The organism is Mucilaginibacter sp. P19, assembly GCF_050632265.1.
GTDB classification, from domain to species: domain Bacteria; phylum Bacteroidota; class Bacteroidia; order Sphingobacteriales; family Sphingobacteriaceae; genus Mucilaginibacter; species Mucilaginibacter gossypii.
The window spans coordinates 3,946,681-3,969,651 of record NZ_CP192586.1 but is presented as its reverse complement, the minus strand read 5'-3'; the positions used below and the strand labels follow the sequence as shown (position 1 = coordinate 3,969,651).

27 protein-coding genes are annotated in these 22,971 nt (G+C 41.8%); 7 read left to right on the top strand and 20 right to left on the bottom strand.

Translation table 11 applies throughout. The features are described from left to right. Window positions 1-6: 6 nt before the first annotated feature. The 8 genes from ACQ86K_RS19180 to ACQ86K_RS19145 all read right to left on the bottom strand — a co-directional run bounded on the left by ACQ86K_RS19180 (window position 7) and on the right by ACQ86K_RS19145 (window position 8,265). Entirely contained in the window at window positions 7-1,443 is a 1,437-nt protein-coding gene (locus ACQ86K_RS19180) for an N-acetylneuraminate synthase family protein (RefSeq protein WP_431198568.1), read from the bottom strand. Window positions 1,444-1,458: 15 nt separating this feature from the next. Next, window positions 1,459-2,262, bottom strand: coding sequence for an SDR family oxidoreductase (locus tag ACQ86K_RS19175; RefSeq protein WP_091162565.1), 804 nt, complete (start codon window positions 2,260-2,262; stop codon window positions 1,459-1,461). Window positions 2,263-2,265: 3 nt separating this feature from the next. Next, window positions 2,266-3,606: an aminotransferase class III-fold pyridoxal phosphate-dependent enzyme gene (locus ACQ86K_RS19170; RefSeq protein WP_091162566.1), complete on the bottom strand. Its 1,341-nt coding sequence runs from the start codon at window positions 3,604-3,606 to the stop codon at window positions 2,266-2,268. Window positions 3,607-3,617: 11 nt separating this feature from the next. Then, window positions 3,618-4,556 (bottom strand): transketolase family protein, encoded by a 939-nt coding sequence (locus ACQ86K_RS19165; RefSeq protein ID WP_091162567.1) that lies wholly within the window; start codon window positions 4,554-4,556, stop codon window positions 3,618-3,620. Window position 4,557: 1 nt separating this feature from the next. Then, window positions 4,558-5,415: a transketolase gene (locus ACQ86K_RS19160; protein ID WP_431198567.1), complete on the bottom strand. Its 858-nt coding sequence runs from the start codon at window positions 5,413-5,415 to the stop codon at window positions 4,558-4,560. 16 nt (window positions 5,416-5,431) lie between these two features. After that, window positions 5,432-6,259, bottom strand: coding sequence for a glycosyltransferase family protein (locus ACQ86K_RS19155; RefSeq protein WP_256337318.1), 828 nt, complete (start codon window positions 6,257-6,259; stop codon window positions 5,432-5,434). A gap of 35 nt (window positions 6,260-6,294) precedes the next feature. Beyond that, window positions 6,295-7,332 (bottom strand): hypothetical protein, encoded by a 1,038-nt coding sequence (locus tag ACQ86K_RS19150; protein ID WP_431198566.1) that lies wholly within the window; start codon window positions 7,330-7,332, stop codon window positions 6,295-6,297. 645 nt (window positions 7,333-7,977) lie between these two features. Then, window positions 7,978-8,265 carry a hypothetical protein gene (locus tag ACQ86K_RS19145; RefSeq protein ID WP_431198565.1) on the bottom strand — a complete coding sequence of 96 codons (288 nt, stop codon included), beginning with the start codon at window positions 8,263-8,265 and terminating at the stop codon, window positions 7,978-7,980. Between the two features lie 342 nt (window positions 8,266-8,607). On the opposite strand from ACQ86K_RS19145, the gene ACQ86K_RS19140 reads away from it, so the two are divergent. The 3 genes from ACQ86K_RS19140 to ACQ86K_RS19130 all read left to right on the top strand — a co-directional run bounded on the left by ACQ86K_RS19140 (window position 8,608) and on the right by ACQ86K_RS19130 (window position 12,554). After that, window positions 8,608-11,181, top strand: coding sequence for a BamA/TamA family outer membrane protein (locus tag ACQ86K_RS19140; RefSeq protein ID WP_091162571.1), 2,574 nt, complete (start codon window positions 8,608-8,610; stop codon window positions 11,179-11,181). A gap of 89 nt (window positions 11,182-11,270) precedes the next feature. Beyond that, a complete protein-coding gene (locus ACQ86K_RS19135; RefSeq protein ID WP_143020672.1) occupies window positions 11,271-11,969 on the top strand; it encodes a head GIN domain-containing protein in 699 nt (232 codons plus the stop codon). A 312-nt stretch (window positions 11,970-12,281) separates the two neighbouring features. Then, entirely contained in the window at window positions 12,282-12,554 is a 273-nt protein-coding gene (locus ACQ86K_RS19130; protein WP_431198564.1) for a hypothetical protein, read from the top strand. 126 nt (window positions 12,555-12,680) lie between these two features. On the opposite strand, the gene ACQ86K_RS19125 is transcribed toward ACQ86K_RS19130, so the two are convergent. After that, a complete protein-coding gene (locus ACQ86K_RS19125; protein ID WP_091162574.1) occupies window positions 12,681-13,187 on the bottom strand; it encodes a hypothetical protein in 507 nt (168 codons plus the stop codon). A 257-nt stretch (window positions 13,188-13,444) separates the two neighbouring features. On the opposite strand from ACQ86K_RS19125, the gene ACQ86K_RS19120 reads away from it, so the two are divergent. Further along, complete coding sequence (locus ACQ86K_RS19120; protein ID WP_431200984.1) at window positions 13,445-13,654, top strand: hypothetical protein; 210 nt, start codon at window positions 13,445-13,447, stop codon at window positions 13,652-13,654. Here ACQ86K_RS19120 and ACQ86K_RS19115 read toward each other — a convergent pair. From ACQ86K_RS19115 to ACQ86K_RS19100, 4 genes are all read right to left on the bottom strand, one after another. Then, the gene (locus tag ACQ86K_RS19115) at window positions 13,601-13,720 is read right to left on the bottom strand and encodes a LuxR C-terminal-related transcriptional regulator (protein ID WP_431198563.1); all 120 of its coding nucleotides are present in this window, start codon (window positions 13,718-13,720) and stop codon (window positions 13,601-13,603) included. The genes ACQ86K_RS19120 and ACQ86K_RS19115 overlap by 54 nt on opposite strands. Beyond that, window positions 13,695-14,084 (bottom strand): response regulator, encoded by a 390-nt coding sequence (locus ACQ86K_RS19110; RefSeq protein WP_431198562.1) that lies wholly within the window; start codon window positions 14,082-14,084, stop codon window positions 13,695-13,697. The genes ACQ86K_RS19115 and ACQ86K_RS19110 overlap by 26 nt, the downstream gene beginning before the upstream one ends. Next, a complete protein-coding gene (locus tag ACQ86K_RS19105; RefSeq protein ID WP_431198561.1) occupies window positions 14,084-14,266 on the bottom strand; it encodes a hypothetical protein in 183 nt (60 codons plus the stop codon). The genes ACQ86K_RS19110 and ACQ86K_RS19105 overlap by 1 nt, the downstream gene beginning before the upstream one ends. A gap of 354 nt (window positions 14,267-14,620) precedes the next feature. Continuing rightward, a complete protein-coding gene (locus tag ACQ86K_RS19100) occupies window positions 14,621-15,031 on the bottom strand; it encodes a DUF1348 family protein (protein WP_091162576.1) in 411 nt (136 codons plus the stop codon). A gap of 140 nt (window positions 15,032-15,171) precedes the next feature. On the opposite strand from ACQ86K_RS19100, the gene ACQ86K_RS19095 reads away from it, so the two are divergent. The 3 genes from ACQ86K_RS19095 (at window position 15,172) to argS (ending at window position 18,502) form a co-directional block, all read left to right on the top strand. After that, a complete protein-coding gene (locus ACQ86K_RS19095; RefSeq protein ID WP_431198560.1) occupies window positions 15,172-15,570 on the top strand; it encodes a DUF1801 domain-containing protein in 399 nt (132 codons plus the stop codon). 41 nt (window positions 15,571-15,611) lie between these two features. Continuing rightward, the gene (locus ACQ86K_RS19090; protein ID WP_431198559.1) at window positions 15,612-16,289 is read left to right on the top strand and encodes an ankyrin repeat domain-containing protein; all 678 of its coding nucleotides are present in this window, start codon (window positions 15,612-15,614) and stop codon (window positions 16,287-16,289) included. Between the two features lie 284 nt (window positions 16,290-16,573). Continuing rightward, on the top strand, window positions 16,574-18,502 hold the full coding sequence (gene argS / locus ACQ86K_RS19085) for an arginine--tRNA ligase (protein WP_091162579.1): 1,929 nt from the start codon (window positions 16,574-16,576) through the stop codon (window positions 18,500-18,502). Window positions 18,503-18,620: 118 nt separating this feature from the next. On the opposite strand, the gene ACQ86K_RS19080 is transcribed toward argS, so the two are convergent. From ACQ86K_RS19080 to ACQ86K_RS19050, 7 genes are all read right to left on the bottom strand, one after another. Further along, window positions 18,621-18,806, bottom strand: coding sequence for a hypothetical protein (locus ACQ86K_RS19080; RefSeq protein WP_431198558.1), 186 nt, complete (start codon window positions 18,804-18,806; stop codon window positions 18,621-18,623). After that, window positions 18,778-18,912, bottom strand: coding sequence for a hypothetical protein (locus tag ACQ86K_RS19075; protein WP_431198557.1), 135 nt, complete (start codon window positions 18,910-18,912; stop codon window positions 18,778-18,780). Before ACQ86K_RS19075 ends, ACQ86K_RS19080 begins: the two co-directional genes overlap by 29 nt. Before the next feature lie 69 nt (window positions 18,913-18,981). Beyond that, window positions 18,982-19,872, bottom strand: a complete 891-nt coding sequence (locus ACQ86K_RS19070; protein WP_091162581.1) for a 3-hydroxybutyryl-CoA dehydrogenase — start codon at window positions 19,870-19,872, stop codon at window positions 18,982-18,984. A 51-nt stretch (window positions 19,873-19,923) separates the two neighbouring features. After that, window positions 19,924-20,541: a dethiobiotin synthase gene (gene bioD, locus ACQ86K_RS19065; RefSeq protein ID WP_091162582.1), complete on the bottom strand. Its 618-nt coding sequence runs from the start codon at window positions 20,539-20,541 to the stop codon at window positions 19,924-19,926. Further along, window positions 20,534-21,667 (bottom strand): aminotransferase class I/II-fold pyridoxal phosphate-dependent enzyme, encoded by a 1,134-nt coding sequence (locus tag ACQ86K_RS19060; RefSeq protein WP_091162583.1) that lies wholly within the window; start codon window positions 21,665-21,667, stop codon window positions 20,534-20,536. The genes bioD and ACQ86K_RS19060 overlap by 8 nt, the downstream gene beginning before the upstream one ends. Window positions 21,668-21,732: 65 nt before the next feature. Beyond that, window positions 21,733-22,092: a hypothetical protein gene (locus ACQ86K_RS19055; protein WP_091162584.1), complete on the bottom strand. Its 360-nt coding sequence runs from the start codon at window positions 22,090-22,092 to the stop codon at window positions 21,733-21,735. A gap of 74 nt (window positions 22,093-22,166) precedes the next feature. Then, window positions 22,167-22,943, bottom strand: coding sequence for an XRE family transcriptional regulator (locus tag ACQ86K_RS19050; RefSeq protein ID WP_090527624.1), 777 nt, complete (start codon window positions 22,941-22,943; stop codon window positions 22,167-22,169). Between the last annotated feature and the right edge of the window lie 28 nt (window positions 22,944-22,971).

Here is a 22,971-nt window from a genome sequence, read left to right as displayed (position 1 = left end):
TATTATTTAACGCTTGGTTTTTCTTTGTATTCTGTCGCTGATGTTTACCCTTAAACGTTTCATCGGCGCAAGTTCTGATTCATAAACGCGTTTTTCGCCGTCACCGGCTGCAGTTTCAACGTCCCTGATATCGCGTACCAAACGTTGTAAGCCCTGAGGCTCAACAGAAGCAGCGTGGTCAGATCCCCACATAGCACGATCAAGTGTAAAGTGGCGTTCAACAAAGGTTGCGCCCATTGCTACTGCACCTACTGTAGTTGCCAAACCTGTTTCGTGGCCCGAATAACCGATAGGGATGCCCGGATATTTGTTTTCCAGCGTTTGGATCATTTTAAGGTTAAGCTCCTGCGGAGGGCATGGATAAGCCGAAGTTGAATGAGCGATAAACAACGGATAGTTTTCATCAAAAGCATTGATATAGTCCATAGTTGTTTCGATCTCTTTCATTGTCGACATACCGGTTGAGAGCATTAACGGTTTGCCGGTTTCCAGGATGCGCTGGATCAAAGCGAAATCTGTTAACGATGCCGATGCTAATTTATAAAGGATGGTATCAAACTGCTCCATAAAATCAACAGACGGTGCGTCCCATGCAGATACAAACCAGTCGATACCCACTTTTTTGCAATATTGGTCGATGGTTGCATATTCGGCTATGCCAAATTCGGTTTTACGTTTGTAGTCGATATAAGTGATACGGCCCCATGGGGTATCACGCATGATTTCCCATTGATCGCGCGGCACACAAATTTCAGGTGTGCGTTTTTGAAATTTAACGGCGTCGGCTTTGGCAGCTACAGCTTCGTCAATTAACTTTTTGCAAATTTCGAGCGAGCCGTTGTGGTTAATGCCAATTTCGGCAATGATATAACTTGGCTGTCCTTTGCCAATTACCCGGCCATTTTGCAAAGTAATGCTGCCGTTCCTGGTACCTGCTAAATATTTGTCGCTTTTGGCTTCGATGATCAGCTCGGCAAACTCACGGAAACAACCATGACCACCGTTTAATGAACTTACAAAATCTACCTGTGCTTTAACATGCGGTAAGGCATCGGCAGGAGAGGCGGTAAGGCCGGCCAGCTTCATTATTTCCAGGTCGTTGTAATCGTCGCCTATAAAAGCAACTTCATTTGGTTGCACATTTAAGCGGATGCAGATTTCTTTGAAAACGGTGGCTTTGTCTTTTATACCTAAATGAAGTTCGGTGATATGTAATTTCTCAGCCCTTTTAATTAATGAAGGCGAGTTTTCGCCGGTAATGATACCTGTATTTACGTCAGCAAATTTGCGAAGGCGTTCAACCCCCATACCATCGCGCATGCTAAATTTTTTTAAAAGCTCGCCATCGTGATTGTAGTATACTCCGGCATCTGTTAAAACCCCATCATTGTCGGTTAGCAATAGTTTAATGCCAGCCGCTTTTTGTTTCAAAATCTCGTTCATAATAGTAAGTTTAAATTAAATAGCTGTCCATCCTCCGTCAACAACCAGGTTTGCGCCGGTCATATATGCCGATGCTTCGCTGGCCAGGAATATAAGTGCGCCCTGATAGTCTGACGCTTTGGCCATGCGGCCCAGTAAAGTTTTTGCCGAATAATTGCCGATAAAATCTTCCGTTTGGCCGGCCTCAACACCACCAGGCGAAAGGGTATTTACCCTCACGCCGGTATGCCCCCAATAGGCGGCCAAAAAACGGGTGAAATTGATAATAGCGCCCTTGGTTACCGGGTAAGCTGCCGACTTGTAAAAAGTTTGCTGGCCTCTTGAATCGCGGTAGATACTTTGATCGGGCCCAACCATACCATAGGTCGAAGCTATGTTGATTATACTGCCGCTACGGTGCAGGGCCATTTGTGTACCAAATACCTGCGAGCATAAAAATACACCGGTAATATTTACATTAAGCGATTGCTGGAAAGCCTCTAACGGATAGTTTTCAAACGCTGATAGCTCCTTGGCCATGGCCGGGTTCTCAAATTTATCGTTAATGGCGGCGTTGTTTACCAGTATATCAACAGCATCATATTTATCAAGCGTTGCGTTGAGTGCGTCAATCAATGAATCCTTGCTGGTAACATCTACGCCCAAACCTAAGTGGTTGTCGCCAAGCTGCGCCGCAAATGCTTTGGTTTCTTCGGCATTAATGTCAGCAACTATTACGTTTGCGCCAGCTGCTGCAAGAGCTTCGCAATGTTTACGGCCAATGAGGCCTAAAGCACCCGTTACTACGGCGGTTTTCCCTTTTAATGAAAACAGATCCATGATTTAGGCTATGCTTTTAGGTTTAATGTTGTAATTGCTTACCTTGCGGAAAACTGCCTCTAACACTTCGCCTTTTAGTTGATCTTTGATATTACCGCTTTCGATAGCCGCCTTTAACAACGGTAACACATCACGGTAAGCCGCAAGGATATAATCGATATCCTCGGTAGTGTGGCTATAGCACATGTTGTGGAAGCCGGCCCAAAGCACACCGCGTTTTATCATTTCCTGCTGCATAAAGGTTTTTACTTCCAGTCCGTTGCCGGCATCGGGAGTAAAAGTTACCATGCTGCGGCAGTTAAAGCCTACACAACGGGTGTATTTATCAATGCCTAACTCAATGGCAAGGCTGTTGTAACCATCTTTTAATAAAGCACCGTGCTCATCAAGGTATTGTGGTACCTTTTTATCACGGAGTTCATTGATGGTAGCAATACATGCTGCTAATGATAAAGCTTCGCCACCAAATGTGGTATAGCTAAATACTTCGGAGTTGAAAAGCTCCATCACATCAGCACGACCGGTTAATAAAGCAATAGGCATACCGTTGGCACATGCTTTTGAAAACACAGCCAGATCGGCTTTAACATTGAAATATTCCTGCGCGCCACCAACGGCTACACGGAATCCTGTCCACATTTCATCAAAAATGAGCAGGGTGCCGTTTGCTTTACAAACCTCGGCAAGTTCCTGCAGGTAGCCCGGTTTTGGTGCCTCAAAAATGAAAGGCTCCAGTATCAGCGCAGCAACAGTTTCATCTAAAGCGGCTTTTACTGATTCAATGTCATTATATTCAAAAGTGTAAGTTAAATCCTGGATAGCTTCAGGAACGCCTGAGTTACGGCTGGTTATGCCGATATACCAATCATGCCAGCCATGGTAGCCACAGCAAAATACTTTATCCCTGCCGGTAAATGCACGTGCTACGCGGATAGCAGCCGAACAAACATCTGCACCCGTTTTAGAGATCTTTACAGCTTCGGCATTAGGCACAACCTGCTGCACCAGCTCAGAAAGTTCAACCTCTAAAGGGTGCATCAATGAAAAGGTAATACCGTCGTTTAATTGCTGACGGATAGCCTCGTCAACAGCAGGGTAGGCGTAACCCAAAGAGATTGGGCCGATAGCCGAATTTAAGTCGATGTATTCGTTACCATCAACATCCCATACGTGCGATCCTTTACCTCTTACAAGGTATTTTGGCGCTACACCTTTGGTAAACTGCCCCGGGCCTTTAGCCAGGGTTTGGGTAACCGGTTTCTGAACTTTTAAAGCGCGTTCATATAATTTATCCGATTCGGTGATGTTCGGATAATCGTTGTTTAGCTCAATTTTATTAGCCATGATCAATATTTTTATTCTGAAAATTCAGGTGTTAAAATTTGTGGTTGGTTGTGTGTTGTTTGATACCCCAGTATTTTCTCGGCAATTTGTTTACCTGTAAAGCCTTCATGCTCCAATACCGAAGGAAGTAAAGTTGGCCTGAACCATTTTTCGTTCAATGCCATAGGCAGTACATTGGCGGTTGTGCGATGTTTTAATAAAACCTCGGCCACAATGGTGTAAAGACCACCGGTTAAAAAATGGTCTTCAAGCGTAACTACCAGTTTGCTTTGTGCCGATGCTTTTAATATAGCCTGCTCATCAACAGGTTTAAGGCTGCGCATGTTGATCAAACCAACAGAAAGGCCTTCGCTTTTCAGTATTTCAACTGCGATCAGTGCCTGCTCAAATAATAAGCCGTAGGTTAAAATGGTTACATCGCTGCCCTCAGCTATCACTTCGGCTTTGCCTATGGTAAAAGGCTCGTGCACATAGGCGGTTTTGCGGGTATTAATTCGGGTATAGGCAGGGTTTTTGCTTTCCCATATCTGTGGCAGCATTTTTACCAGGTCGTCTTCATCGGCAGGGGCAAAAACGGTTACGTTGGGGATACCACGCATGATAGAGATATCTTCAATAGCCTGGTGGGTAGGGCCGTTACCGTCTGATAAAAAACCAGGTATGAATGAGCTTAGTTTAACCGGCAAATTGGCGATTCCAACATCGGTGCGTACAAACTCAAAAGCCCGCATGGTTAAAAAAGCGGCAAGGGCATGTACAACAGGCGTGCGGCCACGTAAGGCTAAGCCGGCCGCCGCACCAATCATGGTTTGCTCGGTAATACCGGTATCAATAAAACGTTTGCCTAATATACCGGGCAGGTTACGTACCAGCGCGCGGTTTTCGGCGGTCATTACAATCACCTGCTCGTTGGCAAGGGCTGTTTGGGTTAAAAGTTCTTCGTAACTCATCTTATCGCACCACTAAAGTTTCTGATGTTAATGTTGTTTGATGTTCGCCGTGCAGCTCTAATAAAAGTTGCTGAATCTCGTCTGCATTGAAATTACAAAACCACCTGTCGGCGCGTTCCTGTATGCTTGGCAGGCCTTTGCCGCGTAGGGTATCGGCAATAATTACATTCAGTTTCCCGTCATGGAAAGGGAACGCGCCGAAAGCTTCGTCAAGCTCGGCAAAACTGTGTCCGTTTATTCTTTTAACGGCTGCGCCAAAGGCTTCAAACTTATCGGCAAGCGGCTCCAGCGGAATCAGGTCTTCCGTACGCATATTGGCCTGGAAGTGGTTGCGGTCAACCACGAATAGCAGGTTATCCAGTTTATAAGCGTTGGCTACCAGCATGGCTTCCCAGCAGGTGCCTTCGTTCAACTCGCCATCGCCCAAAATGCAAACAACTTTGTTTGTGCCGCCGCTGATTTTCAAATCCATAGCAACGCCAATAGCTACCGAAGGCAAATGACCTAAAGAACCTGAGTGAAATTCAATACCCGGGATTTTGGTGTTGGGGTGCCAGTAAATATGATCATTAAGTAGCAGGTGGTTTTTTAAACGTTCTTTTTCCAATAAACCCAGCTCGGCAAAGGTGCCGTACAGGGCGGGTACATCGTGGCCTTTTGACAGAAAAAGGTAATCGCGGTTTGGATCATCAAGATTATCCTTTTTAATGTTTAAAAAGCGGCTATATAAATAAACAATAAGGTCCACCGCCGATAGCGATGCACCTGTAAAACACCCGCCATCGGTAGACATGCGGATGATGTGCTCCCGTACCTTCAGAGCGGTGCCTGTTAATTCCTGGTAATTGTTGTTCTCCACTGTTATCATTCGCTTGTTATAATTCCTGTAAGTTTTTTGTGGGTGCCTGTTTGGTTTGGGCAGATGTAATGGTTTTTAGCTCATCTACATGGTGCCTGTACCAGTTTACCCCGGCATATTGTGCATTGATATTATAGATCTCGGGTTTTTGAGTTAGCAGGTTAAGGATATCATCGCACGAGAAATTATTGTTATCTGCATATAATTCGCGGAATACCCGTTCTATAAAATAATAGTCTTCTGCATAGTCAATCGTAAACCGGTGCGACATGGAATAATCCAAATCGGCAGGCCAGGTTACGTTACCAAGCCTGAATAATTGAGGATTTTCCCATATATAAGGAGTGGTATGCTCCAGTTCCAGCTCCCGGCTTGCTTGTTCCCAAGCTTTGGTGAGGCAATCCATGGTCATGATCTCCACATCGTTGCCATCGGGATATGTAGCCGGGTGCAGATTGCTTACAAAATCAAAGCTGTTTTGGTTGGCAAAAAAGTAATCCAGTACATGGTCCACAATACGCGGATCAATGAGCGGGCAATCAGAGGGGATCTTTAATACAATATCTGCATTACGCAATTTCGCTGCCTGGTAATGCCTGTCGAGCAGGTTATTCAGACTGCCGCGATAATAAGGGACACTTATGTTGATAGCTTCATTGATGATGATATCATCAGCCGGCGTTTCGGATGTGGCGATGATCACTTCAGCCTCGTGACTGATCATTTTAAGCCGCTCAATCATCCTTGCCAGCAGGCTTTTACCCAATATAGGCAGCATTACCTTACCCGGTAAACGGCTCGAAGCCATGCGGGCCTGTACTACAATTAATATTTTCTGTTTCACGGTAAATGATTACCAGTTAGCTATTAGTTCTTCGGTTAATTGCGTCTCTGGCTTATTAACCTGGTATTTATCCATAGCCGCGTGCGGGTCAAAGCTTTTTTATCGCCATCGTGGTTTAAAAAACCGCGGCAAATGGCAGCGATATTTCTTGCCGATACGCCATCATTTTGTATCGGTGCAAGCCTTTTAAGCTCATTAACATCAAAAAGCGAATGAACTTTTTTACCTAAGGCAATACCAGTATAAACTACGGTTGAGTATTGGGTTATAAGCTCACAACAATTAGCTATCATGTGGTTAGTATTGCCTTTGCTGTATACCAATGTACCGGCCGGCGTATTGGCGTAGATTTCTTTTTCCGCACGCTCGACATTCTCATTCGGATGAAGCTTAAAAAGTAATGGGCGGCCGTCTGCAATTTTTACCGCTTTTTTAATAAAGGCAATCCTGTTTTCAATACGAAAGGTTTCGCGCATATCTGTGGTGGCCACCATTACATAGTTATGGTGCGGAAAATCATTATTAACGTGCTGAACCAGGTTATCATAGTTTGGCATGCCTGTTACCACAATTTTGCGTTCGCTGGTACCTTTACCTGTAAAGTACTGTTTGTAACCTTCTGATGCGGCACAATAGACATCACATATGTTTGACGAACCGTTTAACGAGGTGTTGCCGCAAAGCGTGGGGGGTAGCTTTAGGGCTTTAACAACACTGCTCCACGGAGTGTAACGATCAATCATACCTTCCTGCACCCAAATGGTTTTAATATTACGCATGCGCGGGGGCACAATCAAATCGGTACAGAATACAACAAGGTCATATTTGTTTTTTTGTGCCCTGAAATCAATTTGTAAAGCATGTTTTTGAAGGTACTCTTCAGAAATAAGCCTGAATTTGGTAGAGAGTACAGTGCCACTAAGCAGGGCGGTCTTATTAATAATAGTATTTAAGGTAGTATTATCAGTAAACAACTGGCTAAACCAGCAGTCAAACTCAGGCAGCTCATTAGCTATCTGGTGCATTTGAGTGGTTTGGTTAATTGAACCGGTAATGAATAATATTTTCTTCATCCTTTTATTTCAATTAGCTTTAATTCCCGAAATTTTAATTGTGAAAGGCATTAAGGTATAGACCGATTTTGTATAGATTCTGTAGTTAGCCGTTGTGAAAAGAAATTGGCCGGATAACATAGTAATATTGTTAGGTTGAGTAGTTGTCATATCAAATTTCAAAATGTTGCATGGCTAATTCTTTACAAAATCCTGATTCAGAATTTAAATAAGAAGCTGCCATATCCGGCTAAAACTTATGATTTGATAAATGTAGGAGGGTAGTTTTTAAATAATGAAAACCCAAAGTTATCAAATCGTTAAGCCGTATTTCTCAGTAAATTATTTATTAACAAACGCGCCGCTCTGTTAATTGCTTTAAACAGAGTGTTATAGTGCAGGAGATAGAACTAAAAAACGTAAAATGCAGTAAGGTTAATTGAATTACAAGTTACAATCAATTTACACTATTGCAAAATTTTTCTTACAAACAGTAAATAGATATTATAATTCCTAATTTAACTGGTTTTTTTAGGGGAATGTAATAATAAAAGCATTGCCAGAGGCTCAGCCCGTTTTTAGGTGCATTAAATATTGCAGAACTTTTGTGATTGGTGATCATATGAAAGTTTAGCCTATATAATTAGGTGTGGCTAAACCATTACCTTAAATATGATTAAGATGGCGGTAAGAAATAATACGATCATCCCAGCCAGGAAAAGGTAATCGGCCACGGCTTCCGAACGTCCACCGGGTTTTATATTTCCCCGGATAGACAGAAAAGACAGTATACAGCTTAGCATAAAGAAAACAAGTGCTATGGTTACTGTTCTCGTCAATATAGGTCCGGTCGGACATTTTCAGGAATTTTAATGAGGTAAGCACCACAAAGCACAAGCCCAGTAAATTTGATGCTGCGTTAAGGATGTGTGGCGATTTATCGTTGCGGGTCATACAATCATAAAACTAATAAAATTTAATATGTAGAGACTGTTTGCTTTCAAAATCTTTGTCGGTCAATATCAGAACGGTAATAACATAACCGCCTGCCTGAGGTGTAAAATGATTACAGATTGATTATTTTTATACCTGTGCAAGAGTTTAAAAAACTATTAAGATAACAGCCATATTGTTGTGTTATTCAGAATTACCTTTTAAAATAACGATATATCGCCACTTGTTTTTGTGTTGATTTTTATTAAGTGTCTGTATTTTAGATACTTGTGTGTTTGGTATGTCTCTTGTTAACAGTTAGTTTATTGTATTTTAAGTCCTGCATCTTAAACACATCACCTCATGACAAAAAGGATACTTACTATTTTATTTCTTACGGGCTCGGCATTGTATGCTAATGCCCAGGCTATTGCGCCATCGGCCTGGCAAAAATTTCCGGATAGCACTGTTGTAAGTGTTCACGCCTCATATGATGATGTAAGCGGGATTCACCGTTGGCTGTTCGGCGAAAACTATCGTAAGGACTGGGCCATGAAAGTGAAGCTTCCCGTTATAAAACTATCGCAAATAAATGGCGGGCTATCACCTATTAAACAGGGTGGTGGTATGGAATCAAAGTCATTACGTTTGGAAGATAAAACCGGCCGCGAGTGGGTATTGCGCAGTGTTGAAAAAACACCGGATAAACTGTTGCCCGAAAATTTGCAGGGTACCTTTGCTGTTGATTGGGTCGGCGACGAGTTTAGTGGCCAGCACCCATATTCGGCCTTGATTGTGCCGCCTCTTGCTGAAGCGGCGCGTGTGCCGCATGCTAACCCGGTTATAGGTGTTGTGGCCGAAGATCCCGCACTTGGACAATATAGTAAGTTATTTGTTGGTACCGTATGTTTGATAGAGGAAAGGGAGCCAGTTGGTTCATCAGATAATACCCTTAAAATGGAAGGGCAACTGCTTAAAAGCTATGATAACAGGTTGGATGGAGAAGGCTTTTTGCGTGCCCGTATGCTTGATCTTTTAATGGGCGATTGGGACAGGCACGAAGATCAATGGCGCTGGGCTGATACTAAAAATGGTAAAGGTAAAACCTATGTTGCTGTACCACGTGACCGTGACCAGGTATTTCATGTTACACAGGGTGTGTTTCCGAGTATTGCTGCGCTACCCTGGATAGATCCCTTACTTGAAGATTTTACAGGGGATATTCCGCATGTGAAATATTCTCTTTTTAAAACAAGGTTCATGAAGCAGTATCCGGATGCACAAATAAGCTACGAAAGATGGATGCAGATTGCCAATGAATTTGTTAAAGCCGAAACTGATGCGGTGCTTGAAGAAAGTTTAAGACGCCTGCCTGCAGAAAGCTATAAATTGAGGCATAAAGAGTTGCTTGCCATATTAAAACAACGCCGGGATAATATACCGGCAGCTATGAGTGAGTATTATAAATTCACTAATAGGATAGTGGATATCCGCGCTACTGATAAAAGCGAACTGATCACCGTTGCCGATGCTCCCGACAAAGCTTTGCGTATAACAATTAATAAGCTGAATAAAGATGGTGAAACCAAAGATCAGTTTATGGATATGATGTACAAACCGGAGATTACTAAAGAAATAAGATTGTATGTTTCTGCCGGAGATGACCGCATAGTTATTAATAATGCCAATTCGCCCATTAAGTTAAGATTGATTGATAGTGTGGGTAGTAAAACTGTTGAGGTTAAGCAATCTGCACAAGCGATAAAGTTTTATGGTCGGCGAGATAGCACCAATTTTACCGGCAACGTCGGCCAATTAAATAAGCATCTTTCAAATGATACCTCAAATACTCAGTTTTTACCCACCAATTTATACAATGTGTGGATGCCGCTTGCCACTGCAGCATTAAATAAGGATGATGGCTTTTTACTTGGCCTGGGTTTTCAATATACCGGTCATGATGGTTTCAGGAAATTGCCTTATTCAACATTACAGCAGGTAATGATCACCCATTCGTTTGCTACGGATGCTTTCAGGATCAAATACCGGGGGGAATGGATAGATGCCATTGGTAAAGCCGATTTCACGATCCAGGCCAACATCCAGTCGCCTGATAATACGGTGAACTTTTTTGGCCTGGGTAATGAAAGCCCGTTAAATAAATTTCCTGGTTATCGTACTTACTACCGTACACGGTATGATATTTATCAGTTTGATCCGGCTTTACGCTGGCATACGGGCAAGAACAGCGATATCAGTGTTGGTCCTTCGTTTCAGTTTTATCATCTTGATCTTTCACAAAATACCGGGCGGTTCATTAACCAAACATCGCTTATCAATTCTTACGATAGCTTAACGGTTGGAAAAGATAAAGCACATCTTGGCGCGCTGATAAATTATACCACAAACCAACGTGATAATAATATCCTGCCTACCAAGGGCTACTATTTTACTGTAACGGTACAAGGTTATGAAGGACTTAACAGTTATTCCAAATCTTTTGTACAGATCAAGCCAGAGTTTACTTTCTATCAAAAACTAACCCCTGGCGGTGCTATTGTATTATCTGATCGTGTTGGTGGCGGTGTAAGTTTTGGAAAGCCGGCCTTTTATCAATCAATGTTTTTGGGCGGGCAAGGCAACCTGTTGGGGTATCTGCAAAACCGGTTTGCAGGCAAGCATATGGTGTTCAATAATTTACAGGCAAGGGTTAAACTTGCTGATATAGCCAGTTATATTTTACCGGGCCAGTTGGGATTGGTAGGCTTTTATGATACGGGTCGTGTTTGGATACAAAATGAGCATTCGGATAAGTGGCATACCGGTACCGGCGGCGGGTTATATTTTGCACCGGCAAGTTTAACAGTATTGCAATTGCTGGCCGGTCATTCAAGCGAAGGATGGTATCCTTACATATCGCTCAACTTCAGGTTGTAATGAATCTTTGTGGAAGTTGGCAGAGGTAAAAAAACAAAAAAATTGCAACGTTTTTTTTGAAAAAGCGTCATATTCTTAAACACGCGATCATGAAAAAACTAATCTTCTCACTTATGGCTTCGTTACTAACGGTTTCGATAGCTTTTAATGCTTCCGCGCAAACTGTAACCCGCAATGTATCCGGTTATAACGGTATTGCCTGTGGTGGCCCGTTTAACGTATTTATTAAAATTGATGGAACCGAAAGCCTGAAACTTGATGTTGACGCCAATGTAGTTGATGATATTAAAACTGAAGTAGAAAACGGCATATTAAACGTTGAATTTAAAGATCACTGGAAAAATCATCGCAATATGCAGCGAGCCAATATCTACATCACCGCCAAAAGCCTTGGATACCTTGCTAACAGCGGTTCAGGAAATGCAACTGTTGATGGTACGATGACTGCCGAAAATGCCAAAATTGCGTTAAGCGGTTCGGGAAATATAAAAACTGCTGTTAAATCAGGTACTTTGGACCTGAAAATCAGCGGATCGGGTTCAATTGATGTTAAAGGTAGTACCGGTATGGCCGACTGTCGTATTTCAGGCTCGGGAGAGATTAACGGTAAATCATTGAGGACGGAAACTGTTGAAGCTTCAATTGCAGGTTCAGGAAATATCAATTTGATTGCCAGTAAAACAGTTTCTGCGCGTATTTCTGGTTCAGGAAGTGTTGTATATTCCGGTACCGCAACAATTGGTACAACCCGTTACGCGGGATCAGGCAGGGTTAGCAAAGCTGATTAAAACCTGGTTAACTTACTATATAGAAAGACTGCTTCTTCAGAGCGGTCTTTTTTTGTCATTGGTGTATCGAATTAAAAGTATTTATCGTATTGATAGGTAAAACCTTCACTTTATGATTAAGCCTGTATTGATATTTAAGAATTTAACTGTTTGCCTGTTGCTATCGGTTTTGTTTTCTCTTGGCGCCTGTAAAAAAGACAAGGCGCAGCAACCCGTCCAAAAAATACATCCCTTTTTGGCCAGTGGTATATTCCGGTTAAAGAAGGGGAACAAGCGCGTTATTTAGTATTCTCGTCGGATAGTACTTTTATTTTGGCCGATGTAACTTATAAAAATGGTAATTCAACAACGGTTCAGTACACCGGGAAATTTCATACTAAAGGGGATGGATTAAACATTGTTATCGCAAAAAAAATGGTAAGTGAAGGTAGTAATGTTATCAGTACCGATCCTTCTAATGCTCAATTTTATACCAATTCGGCATTTGTTGTAGACAATTATAAATTGACCATAAACTATAAAGACAATACCGGGGCTGCTATGAAAAGTATTTTTTCAATGGTACTTCAGGATAAAGTTATTTGATTTAGTTTTGTTTTTTAGGCACCCCGGTCGGGGTGTTTATTTGTTTTATACTTTATCAATTTCGCCTGACACCCGGTACGCCGAGCGGATACATGACTCCATAGATAAGTACCGGCAAATATCAATTCACATGGCCGGGGTAAACCCTTTGCCTTGGCCCTTTAGTTTAATCGCCTGGTATATCATAATTACAATAAATAATACCAGCATGATCAAAAGCCCCATTTTTACTACAGGAGAGTCAGGCCCTTCAGCCAGTGGTTGTTCAACTGGGAGCCTGGTGAGCGTTTCAACTACGGCAGGTACTAATGAGAAAAATAAGGTGGCTGTCATGCCTATAGTTTGTACACAATCGGCCTTGCTGCCAAAAATGCGTAGGTAGGGCGCATAGTAAACAACAGGCAGTAATATTAAAATAAGAAACGAGAGGTTGTGGGCACTGCTCAGGTGACCGGTTTTCATAACCAAAAATGAGGATAAACAGGCCAGCACGGTAAAAACACCGTAAAGCCTGCCGTTTTTTGTTTTAGGGGCGATTTTCCCGTCCTGAAACAATGCAATAAAACCAATGGCAACTCCCACAAGACTTATGGCTGTATGAATAACTCCTAATGTTGATAAATGATTTGGCATAACAGTGATTTTTAAGGTTAATAATATTTTTAAAAGTGATTTGCTTAAGAATAAACAGGATTTATCAATACTTATGCCTTTTTGTTATATTATTGATAATAAGTTGTTTGTAATCTGTTTGACTTTGAAATGACGAAATCTCGTCACGATTTGCCATTACTAACGGAATACAGCAATTGTGAGTTATAAAACAGTAAAACAAACTTATCTGCGGCGTTAAGGTTAGTTAAAATAGTTGCATGCTAAATCTGAAACAAATGTTGAGCATTTATTATAAGATCTGGGTTGATGCCGTTACGCAGGAAAGGACGAAGAAAGGAGAAAATGTCAAGTATTGGAAGGCATTTACAATTATCCCCTTGTGTTTGATTCAGGGGGTTAACCTGCTAACATTATTGTTTGTCCTTCGTTTTTTAAACGGTTATGATCTGATTTTTGATGGCAAAAAGTACCATGCCTGTTCTTGATTTAAGCCCAAACTTTTGAAATAACGATTCGCGATAATTATCAATAGTATGCGGGCTCAGGTTCATTCTCGTCGGCAATTTGCCTGTAGGTAAGTTCAGAACAGCTTAGTTTCAGAAATGTAAGTTCATTGGAGGTAAGCTCTTTGGATTTATCGACGGGTGTGTTTTTATTTTGCATGGTATAAAGCAATTTGCCGCTTACCAGTTCATTTAGATAAAAGCCGTGCTTTTGGATAGTTTGCATCGCATAAACTACGTCTCTTATCTTCGATTCCTTAAGCATATAGCCAACAGCTCCGTTCTTAAGCATGTTTATAATAGGTTTATCATCGTCAGACATGCTTAACGCCAGCACTTTTACTGTAGGGTGATTTTCACGTAACCAGGCGGTAGCCGCGTAACCATCCATTACCGGCATAGTTATATCCATCAATATAATATCAGGTAAGGAGGTTTTTTTAGCTTGCTGATCATATCCTCTCCATTTTCGGCGTCGAAAAGGATATTGATCTCTTTAAAATCGCCCAGTAAGCTGATCATTCCCTGTCTAAATAAGGTATGATTATCAATTATGGCAATTTGTACAGGCCCGGTAAATGTTGAAGTGTGCATTAATATTAGGTGTATATGTTAACTGATGTTAATCATATTGCCAAAGTAAAAAAATAATGAACTTATATTTCATTTTACCATGCCGTTTAAAGCAAAAAAGGGTGGTTTCACCCTTTTTAGTTCTTAATTGTCAAGCGAGATTTGGGTTGTTGAAAGAAATATGCCCGACTTTTAATTTGCACTGCTGATAAAATAAATATTCAAGTGCTTCGAAGAGGCGTTGGCATATTGAAATTACAGTTCAAAACTATATTAACTGAATTTAAGGAAGCCCTAAACCTTTTTTCTCAATTATTTAATATGGATATTTAGCCCATTATAAGAGCCATCGGCTTTGGTAATGGGCTATTTCTTTTACAGCCGCCTGTCTTCTTCTTTGATGGGCAGGTCATTGATGCTGGCATAGCGCTTTTGCATCAGGCCGTTTTTGTCAAACTCCCAGTTCTCGTTTCCATAAGCACGAAACCATTGGCCTTCAGCATTATGATATTCGTACTCAAAACGTACTGCAATACGGTTATCTGTAAAGGCCCACAGTTCTTTTTTTAATTTATAATCGAATTCTTTTTCCCATTTGCGGGTTAAAAATTCCACTACCTGTTGGCGCCCGTTTACAAATTCCGAGCGGTTGCGCCATTCGGTGTCAATGGTATATGCTAAAGAAACCCTTGCCGGGTCTTGGCTGTTCCAGGCGTCTTCGGCTAATTGCACTTTTTGGGTGGCTGTTTCAAAGTTAAATGGCGGTAATGGCAGCTTTTGTTCCATGATGGTAATAATCTGATTTGATATATCAAAGTTAAGACGATGCGGGGTTATTTAATGGTACTATTCAACGTTCCTTTGGTATTATGTTTTCTTTTTTAAATTTAAATAGCCCCTCTTAACCAATTTATTACCTGTTAATCATGAAAGCCAAAAGTACCAAACCAGTTGTCCTTGCCGACTCGGCAGGGGTAGACAGTTACATGCAAAAGCTTGATCATCCATTGAAGGAGGTGTTAGGAGCGCTGAGAAAAATTATCCTGGCTATTGACGATGAAATTGGCGAGCATATCAAATGGAATGCACCGAGCTTTTTATATATCGGGGAAATGAAACCCTTTGATCCTAAAGAGTATAAAAGATATATTATCGTTTCGAACGTGTACCAAAAAGATTGTATCAGACTGGTATTCCCCTCAGGGGCAAAGATCAATGATACATCCGGTTTGCTTTCCGGCGATTATGCCGACGGCCGCCGGTTGGCTTTTTTCACAATATGGAAGAAGTTAAGGCAAAAGAAGAAGCTTTGCGAAACGTTGTAAAAACCTGGTTGACTTTGCTGGATAAATAAAAGGAGAGAGCTATGATCAAATTTATTCAGCACATAAAAGAACTTAACGTTGGAGCTGTTAAAGTGATGATCGAAAAAGATCACGGCTGGCTTACCTGGGCTGAAGATAGCGGTAAAAACGCACTTCATTACCTGTGTGGTATTGAAATCGCAAAACGTCCTGCAAAAGCCGAAGAAAGTTTGATCATGCTTAAGCTATTGCTGTCAAAAGGCATGGATATCAATTCAAACCACCGGATAAAAGAGGAATGCAGCTTTTTTCCGGCCAGCCCGCTTTGGTATGCTTATACCCGCGGAAGAAATAAGCTGTTATATGAATATTTGCTGGCTAATGGCGCCAATCCCGAGCATTGCATGTATGCCATAGCCTGGTATAATGATGTGGAAGCCGCCGGTCTGTTTAAAAGCTATGGTGCACAAACAGACCCGGGTGCTGGAGATGACAGCCCGTTTATGGCCGCATTCAACTGGAAACGCTTTGAAGTGGCCGAATGGTTTTTAAGCAATGGTGCCGATGTGAATTTTTCCGATAAATACGGGAATACTGCACTTTTTTATGCGGTGAAACGAAAGTACAAACTGGATCAGATCAGGTTGTTGCTGAAATATGGCTCCGACTATAATATAGAGAATAAACAGGGGATATCAGCTAAGAAATTGGCAGAAAAAATAATCAGACCGGGGTTTTGAAGTTGTTTACGTCTTGAGTTGAATAATTATTCTTATAATGAATGTCTAAAAAGTAGTGTTGACCCGGGGCTTTTTTTAATTGCAATAATCGGGTAAGAAATGATTATAGGCATGTTTTTAAGCATGTGGCTCATAACAATATTTGAATCTCAGTACTCCATAGCTGTGTCCTGTTTTTAGCGCCCATTATAAATTGCTGTTGATTCTGTAGGTGGCTCCTAATCTACGTGTAAACATCGCCATTTTAGTATTCGCAATCTGCCCATTTTATTTAATTTTGCCGAATGGATTTTATCATAGAAGCGGCCGTAAAAGCAGTCAAACAACTATACCAAACTGACATTGAACTGGCTGCCGTTAGCATACAGGAAACCCGTAAGGAGTTTGAAGGACAAGTAACCATTGTAACCTTTCCGTTTACCAAATTTTCGCGCAAAGGCCCTGAACAAACCGGTACCGAAATAGGGGAGTATCTTAAACACGAATTGAAGGAAGTTGACTCCTTTAATGTGATTAAAGGCTTCCTTAATCTTTCTATAACCGACGAATACTGGATCGGTCGTTTATATAACAACATTACTGCCGATGATTTTGCGGTAGCAAAGCCCAACGGACAAAAGGTAATGGTAGAGTATTCATCTCCAAATACCAACAAACCACTGCACCTTGGTCATATCCGCAACAACCTGTTGGGTTATTCAGTTGCTGAGATACTGGCTGCTGATGGTTACGAGGTGATCAAAACCAATCTGGTTAACGACCGCGGAATCCATATCTGTAAATCTATGCTGGCCTGGCAAAAGTTCGGCAATGATGAAACACCTGAATCATCAGGCATGAAGGGCGATCACCTGGTAGGTAAATATTATGTGCTGTTTGATAAAGAACTGAGGGAACAGCTTAAACCTGTTTTGAGTCAAGTTTACGAGAAGCATGACCTTTCGGCCTTTAAAGAAAATCAGAAGACCAAAATAGAGGACTCGTTAGCTACCATAGCAAAGGTTAAAGAAAAACGTGCTCAAACCGACGAGGTAAATCAGAAGCTTATTGGCGAACTGGACGATAAAATTGCCGGCGAAGAAGACAAGATCAAAGAGATAGCCAAAAATGCTACTCCTATCATGATCGAAACCCAGCAGATGCTGCAAAAATGGGAAGCAGGTGATGAAGAGGTAATGAACTTGTGGAGAACCATGAACGGTTGGGTGTACGCTGGCTTTGCCGAAACCTACAAGCAACTGGGTGTTGATTTTGATAAATACTACTACGAGTCTAACACTTACCTGTTAGGTAAGGATATTATTGAAGAAGGTCTTGCAAAAGGCGTATTCTTTAAAAAAGCAGATAACTCGGTTTGGATAGACCTTACCTCAGAAGGCCTTGACGAAAAACTGGTGCTTCGTGGAGATGGTACATCGGTTTACATTACCCAGGATATGGGTACCGCACAGTTAAAGTATAATGATTACCAGATGGATAAGTCTATCTATGTGGTAGGCAACGAGCAGGATTATCACTTCAAGGTGCTGTTCCTGATATTGCAGAAGTTGGGAAAAACAGGTGCAGATGGATTGTTTCATCTATCATATGGTATGGTTGATCTTCCATCTGGCAAAATGAAATCGCGTGAAGGCACAGTGGTTGATGCTGATGACTTGATGGCCGAGATGGAAGCAACCGCTAAAGAGCAAACCGAAGCCATGGGCAAGGTTGATGCGTTTAACGAAGAAGATAAGATTGCATTATATCATACCATTGGTATGGGCGCACTTAAATACTTCCTGTTAAAAGTCGATCCAAAAAAACGTTTGCTGTTTGATCCTAACGAATCGGTAGATTTTCAGGGACATACCGGACCGTTTATTCAATATACCCACGCCCGTATTAAATCGGTATTAAGCAGGGCCGATTATAATGCTGAGCTTAAACCCATAGTAACTGAGCTGGCAGGTGTTGAACGCGACTTAATTGTATTGCTTGATAAATACCCCGAAACGGTTAAGGAAGCTGCAAAAGGTTATAGCCCGGCAGTAATAGCCAACTATATATATGAACTTGCTAAAACATATAACAAGTTCTATCATGAAAAGTCGATCTTACAGGCCGAAGATGAGGATTCAAAACAATTCCGTTTGGCTCTATCTGCATCATCAGCCAAGGTGATCAGCAAAGGTATGAAGCTTTTGGGGATTGAAGTGCCTGAGAGGATGTAATTGCCCCTAACTCCCTAAAGGGGGAACGAGCGCGGTTAAAAGAAAAGCCTTTAGCAGATAAAATTGCTAAAGGCTTTTCTGTTTTAAAACTCTCCTTTTAGGGGGCCGGGGGCGGAGATTATCTCCAATATCCCCTTACCCAAACATATCCCCGATTGGTTGGTTGCCAATGTCCCTGAACATATACCCGGTTATATCTTGGCCTTGCATAAAAGCCCTGGCGGTAAACGTAATGGTTACCGCGCCAAACCCATTCGCCGGGTACCCAGACAGCATTAGGGTAGGGTGCTACCGGACGAGACATACACCGGTTCAACCGGCTGCTCTGTTACGTAGGCCTGACTTGAGCATGATGCAAATAATGAGCCTGTTAAGGCAAGTACTATTCCTAATTTAGCAATGGTTTTCATTTTTAGATGTTTTTAGTTGTTCAGTATAATAACTATTGACAACATCCAACATCGAAAGTTTAACGGCGCTTAGGCCATGAATTTATCGGCTACAACCAAATCTTTGCTGCCTGCGGTGTATTTATAAAATCCACTGCCTGTTTTAGCTCCCAAGTGCCCTGCGGTTACCATATTTACCAGTAGTGGGCATGGAGCATATTTGGGATTGCCAAAACCATCATGCAATACCTTCAAAATAGCAAGGCAAACATCCAGCCCGATGAAATCGGCTAATTGCAGTGGTCCCATTGGGTGTGCCATGCCGAGTTTCATCACTGTATCAATTTCCTGTACGCCGGCAACGCCTTCGTATAAGGTATAAACAGACTCATTTATCATCGGCATTAAAATGCGGTTGGCTACAAAGCCTGGATAGTCATTAACCTCAACCGGATCTTTGCCCAAAGTGCGCGAAAGTTCCATAATGGTTTCGGTAACGGCATCAGTAGTGGCATATCCCCGTATTACCTCAACGAGCTTCATAACCGGCACCGGGTTCATGAAATGCATGCCAATTACGTTGCCTGGATGCCTGGTAACCGAAGCAATTTTAGTAATAGAGATAGATGAGGTATTGGATGCCAGTATTACGTTTTCATTGCAAATTTCGCTGAGCTGTTTAAACAGTTTTAGTTTTATTTCCTGGTTTTCGGTAGCAGCTTCAATTACAAGGCCGGCATTTTGAGTGCCTTCGGCCAAATCTGTAAAAACACGGATACGGTTCATCGTTTCTGTTTTCGCCCCTTCGGTGATGGTGCCTTTTTTTACTTGCCTGTCGAGATTGTTGCTGATGGTTTGTAAAGCCTTGCTCAGGGCATCGTCGCTGATATCCACCAATGATACTTCAAAGCCATATTGCGCGAAGGTGTGGGCAATGCCGTTGCCCATAGTGCCGGAGCCAATTACAGTAATGTTTTTCATAGTATTTGTTTACGAAACCGGCAAAACATCGGTTTATATAATCTGCCGGTATTACAAGGTAATAAACTTACCGGCCTCTTTAACAGTTTTTTTGTTGATAGTTTTAAACTCAGGGATCTGTCCCAGATCGGCAACTTCTGAATAATCGAGGATATAGCTTTTTGAATAGATATCCTTATCACCGTTAAAAATTACCCCCATAACAGGAATGCCATATTTTTTTAATGCATGTAAGGAAAGCAGGGTATGATTAATACTGCCTAAATAGTGTTTACTTACCAGTATTACCTTTGCATTAAGCTGTTTAATAAGGTCGATAATAAGAAAGTTATCATTCAACGGTACCATAAGGCCACCGGCGCCCTCAATAATTAGCTGGTTATCAGTTTTAGGCAGAACGATGTTTTCCAGGTCGATAGTCACTTTATCAAGGGCGGCAGATTTATGAGGGGAGAATGGCTGAGTTAAAGCATAGGCCTCCGGGAAAAACTGGGTAACCGGATTTGAGATAAGGTTTTTAACTTTCAGTGTATCGCTGTTATCAAGGTCGCCCGATTGTATGGGCTTCCAATAGTCTGCGTTTAGTTTTTCAGTTAAAATAGCCGAAACCAGGGTTTTACCTATTCCGGTATCAATACCGGTAATAAATATCGGTTGCGTATCAAGCATGTAGTAATATAAATTTGTTAAGAGTTACAGCCAGCAAAGTTACTTCATTTTCCGTATTAAAGCTGTGCAGGCAAATCCTGATCCGCTCGGTGCCCTGTGCAACCGTAGGGCTTAAGATGGGCCGCACATCAAAGTTGTTCATTTGCAGTTGTTTAGCCGCTTCCCTTGCCATTTCATTGCTTTTGAGTACGATACATTGAATAGCGCTATCACTATTTAGTAAAGTGAAATTTTTGCCCGTGTTTACTTGCTGTTTAAACAGGTCAATATTCTTTTTCAGGCTGATGGTAGCTTCGCGGGAATCTTCTAATAGCTGATAGGCCATTTTTATAGCTGCCAGCTGGTGGAAAGGTGCTGCAGTAGTATAAATAAAGGAACGAGCAAAATTGATTAGATATTTTCGTAAGGTATTACTACCGAGCACTACAGCCCCGTGACTGCCCAGTGCCTTGCCAAATGTTATTATACGGGCAAAAATCCTTTGTTGTAAACCAAGTTCGCAAACCAACCCTTTGGGATAAAGACCTACAGCATGTGCCTCATCAACTATGAGGGCGGCATTATATTTTTCAGTGAGGCTGAGGATTTCAACAAGGGGAGGAGTATCTCCGTCCATAGAATACACGCTTTCAATAACCACATAGCAATTGCCCTTGGCCAATTTTAATTTAGCTTCTAAACTCTCCAGGTCATTATGCCGGAAGCTATAGCGATTGGCATAGCTTAATCTTGCGCCATCGATGATTGACGCATGCACTAACTCATCTAAAATTATGGTATCGACACGCTGGGCAAGCGATGACAGTAGTCCCAGGTTAGCATCATAGCCCGAATTAAAAAGCAGGCCCGCTTCACTTTGGTGATAGTCAGCTATTTGATTTTCCAGGTCTTCGGCATATCGGATGTTGCCCGATAGCAGTCTTGACCCGGCTGCACCGTTTAAGCTAAGCGGATTGGTGTTTACTTCCTGAGCGATGCTTTGCTTTAAAACTAACGAACGGGCAAAACCGAGATAATCGTTTGAACAAAAGTCAGCCCTACTGTTTTCGGGTTTCAGTTCACGGTAGTTGCCAGCTTGTTGTCGCTCCTGCAGTTTGCGTTTTAAAAAATCTTCGGCTGGGTTCAATGTGCTTCGTTTTGTGCAAAAATAAAAAAAGCGACCATTGGTCGCTTTTTTCTATGTGATAATGTTTACTGGCCACCGCCGCCCTGGCGCATACGGTCCATTCTTTCTTTCATTGCCTTATCGTAAGCCGCAGCTTGTTCGGCTGTTAAAATAGCTTTGATTTTGGTGTTGGTTGCTTCCATCATTGGGCGCATCGCAGAGCGCATCGCATCCCTGTCGCCATTGGCCGCAGTACGTACGCTATCCATTTTAGTTGCCTGCTCTTTGTAAACCGCAGTGATCTTGGTTGTTTGATCATCCGTTAATTTAAGCTGGGTTTGCAATTCTTTTGCTCTTTCTTCCGGGCTTCTTCTCATGCCACCCTGTGCGTAGCTGGCTGCTGAAATTCCTAAAAGGAAGCAGCACATTAACAATAATTTTTTCATAGCTTTTTAATTTAATTTACGTTTTATCAGTATGATAAAGATAGATCGTAATGGTTTAAAAAAGCCGATGTAACTTAATTGTTGCCTTGCTGTAAGTTAGATATAGATCGTTGCATCTGGGCCATCATTGCTGTAAGGCTTTCCATGGTAGGCTCCGGTGACGGTGATGGCAATTGGGTGGAGATATAACCTTTTGCTTTCCACAGTTCCAGTACATCCTCGCCCGATATTTCATAAGGTTCGTAAACGGGGTTATCAGAAATAAGCTTTAGCTTTTTGTTCTCTTTAAATTTATTGCCAATGCGTTTGTAAACCACGCCGTCATTTTTAGATATTACTACATAGGTTTCGCCGCTTTTTACATCGCCCCAGTTTTCTACGTATTCACCTATTATAATAGTGCCCGATACAAGCGGAAGCATGGAGTCGCCTTTGATCTCAAAAGCTCGGTAAGTACCCTGTTTAAACATAGGCAGGTAAAACTTCGGAAGCTGTGCCACGTATTCAGGATCGGCATAACCATTAAGGTAACCGGCGCTGGCCTTTACAGGTACCATTTCTATATTTTCATTTTCTTCCTTATCAACAGAAATACTCAGGATTCGCAGGTTAGCAGGGTTGCCTTTTGGTTTTGGCTGCCATTTTTCGTTGATGGTTTCGTTGATGAAGTCATCAATAGTAACATCAAAATAGGTTGCTAATGTTTTTAGTAAGTCGTATTTAGGGTCGGCCCGGTCTTCTTCGTATGCGCCTACTAATGAACGTTTTATACCTAATTCGTCCGCAAATTGCTGCTGCGTTAAACCCTTCTTTTTGCGGAGAAACTTAATATTTTGTGAAATTATTGACATAAAATTTGGATTTGCTAAATTTATTAGT

What these genes read in the sequence shown, in the direction of transcription:
- ACQ86K_RS19180 (WP_431198568.1), bottom strand. Translation starts at nt 1,443, where the DNA reads ATGAACGAGATTTTGAAACAAAAAGCGGCTGGCATTAAACTATTGCTA.
- ACQ86K_RS19175 (WP_091162565.1), bottom strand. Translation starts at nt 2,262, where the DNA reads ATGGATCTGTTTTCATTAAAAGGGAAAACCGCCGTAGTAACGGGTGCT.
- ACQ86K_RS19170 (WP_091162566.1), bottom strand. Translation starts at nt 3,606, where the DNA reads ATGGCTAATAAAATTGAGCTAAACAACGATTATCCGAACATCACCGAA.
- ACQ86K_RS19165 (WP_091162567.1), bottom strand. Translation starts at nt 4,556, where the DNA reads ATGAGTTACGAAGAACTTTTAACCCAAACAGCCCTTGCCAACGAGCAG.
- ACQ86K_RS19150 (WP_431198566.1), bottom strand. Translation starts at nt 7,332, where the DNA reads ATGAAGAAAATATTATTCATTACCGGTTCAATTAACCAAACCACTCAA.
- ACQ86K_RS19145 (WP_431198565.1), bottom strand. Translation starts at nt 8,265, where the DNA reads ATGACCCGCAACGATAAATCGCCACACATCCTTAACGCAGCATCAAAT.
- ACQ86K_RS19140 (WP_091162571.1), top strand. Translation starts at nt 8,608, where the DNA reads ATGACAAAAAGGATACTTACTATTTTATTTCTTACGGGCTCGGCATTG.
- ACQ86K_RS19135 (WP_143020672.1), top strand. Translation starts at nt 11,271, where the DNA reads ATGAAAAAACTAATCTTCTCACTTATGGCTTCGTTACTAACGGTTTCG.
- ACQ86K_RS19125 (WP_091162574.1), bottom strand. Translation starts at nt 13,187, where the DNA reads ATGCCAAATCATTTATCAACATTAGGAGTTATTCATACAGCCATAAGT.
- ACQ86K_RS19120 (WP_431200984.1), top strand. Translation starts at nt 13,445, where the DNA reads ATGTTGAGCATTTATTATAAGATCTGGGTTGATGCCGTTACGCAGGAA.
- ACQ86K_RS19115 (WP_431198563.1), bottom strand. Translation starts at nt 13,720, where the DNA reads ATGAACCTGAGCCCGCATACTATTGATAATTATCGCGAATCGTTATTT.
- ACQ86K_RS19110 (WP_431198562.1), bottom strand. Translation starts at nt 14,084, where the DNA reads ATGGATATAACTATGCCGGTAATGGATGGTTACGCGGCTACCGCCTGG.
- ACQ86K_RS19105 (WP_431198561.1), bottom strand. Translation starts at nt 14,266, where the DNA reads ATGCACACTTCAACATTTACCGGGCCTGTACAAATTGCCATAATTGAT.
- ACQ86K_RS19100 (WP_091162576.1), bottom strand. Translation starts at nt 15,031, where the DNA reads ATGGAACAAAAGCTGCCATTACCGCCATTTAACTTTGAAACAGCCACC.
- ACQ86K_RS19095 (WP_431198560.1), top strand. Translation starts at nt 15,172, where the DNA reads ATGAAAGCCAAAAGTACCAAACCAGTTGTCCTTGCCGACTCGGCAGGG.
- ACQ86K_RS19090 (WP_431198559.1), top strand. Translation starts at nt 15,612, where the DNA reads ATGATCAAATTTATTCAGCACATAAAAGAACTTAACGTTGGAGCTGTT.
- argS (WP_091162579.1), top strand. Translation starts at nt 16,574, where the DNA reads ATGGATTTTATCATAGAAGCGGCCGTAAAAGCAGTCAAACAACTATAC.
- ACQ86K_RS19080 (WP_431198558.1), bottom strand. Translation starts at nt 18,806, where the DNA reads ATGTCTCGTCCGGTAGCACCCTACCCTAATGCTGTCTGGGTACCCGGC.
- ACQ86K_RS19075 (WP_431198557.1), bottom strand. Translation starts at nt 18,912, where the DNA reads ATGAAAACCATTGCTAAATTAGGAATAGTACTTGCCTTAACAGGCTCA.
- ACQ86K_RS19070 (WP_091162581.1), bottom strand. Translation starts at nt 19,872, where the DNA reads ATGAAAAACATTACTGTAATTGGCTCCGGCACTATGGGCAACGGCATT.
- bioD (WP_091162582.1), bottom strand. Translation starts at nt 20,541, where the DNA reads ATGCTTGATACGCAACCGATATTTATTACCGGTATTGATACCGGAATA.
- ACQ86K_RS19055 (WP_091162584.1), bottom strand. Translation starts at nt 22,092, where the DNA reads ATGAAAAAATTATTGTTAATGTGCTGCTTCCTTTTAGGAATTTCAGCA.
- ACQ86K_RS19050 (WP_090527624.1), bottom strand. Translation starts at nt 22,943, where the DNA reads ATGTCAATAATTTCACAAAATATTAAGTTTCTCCGCAAAAAGAAGGGT.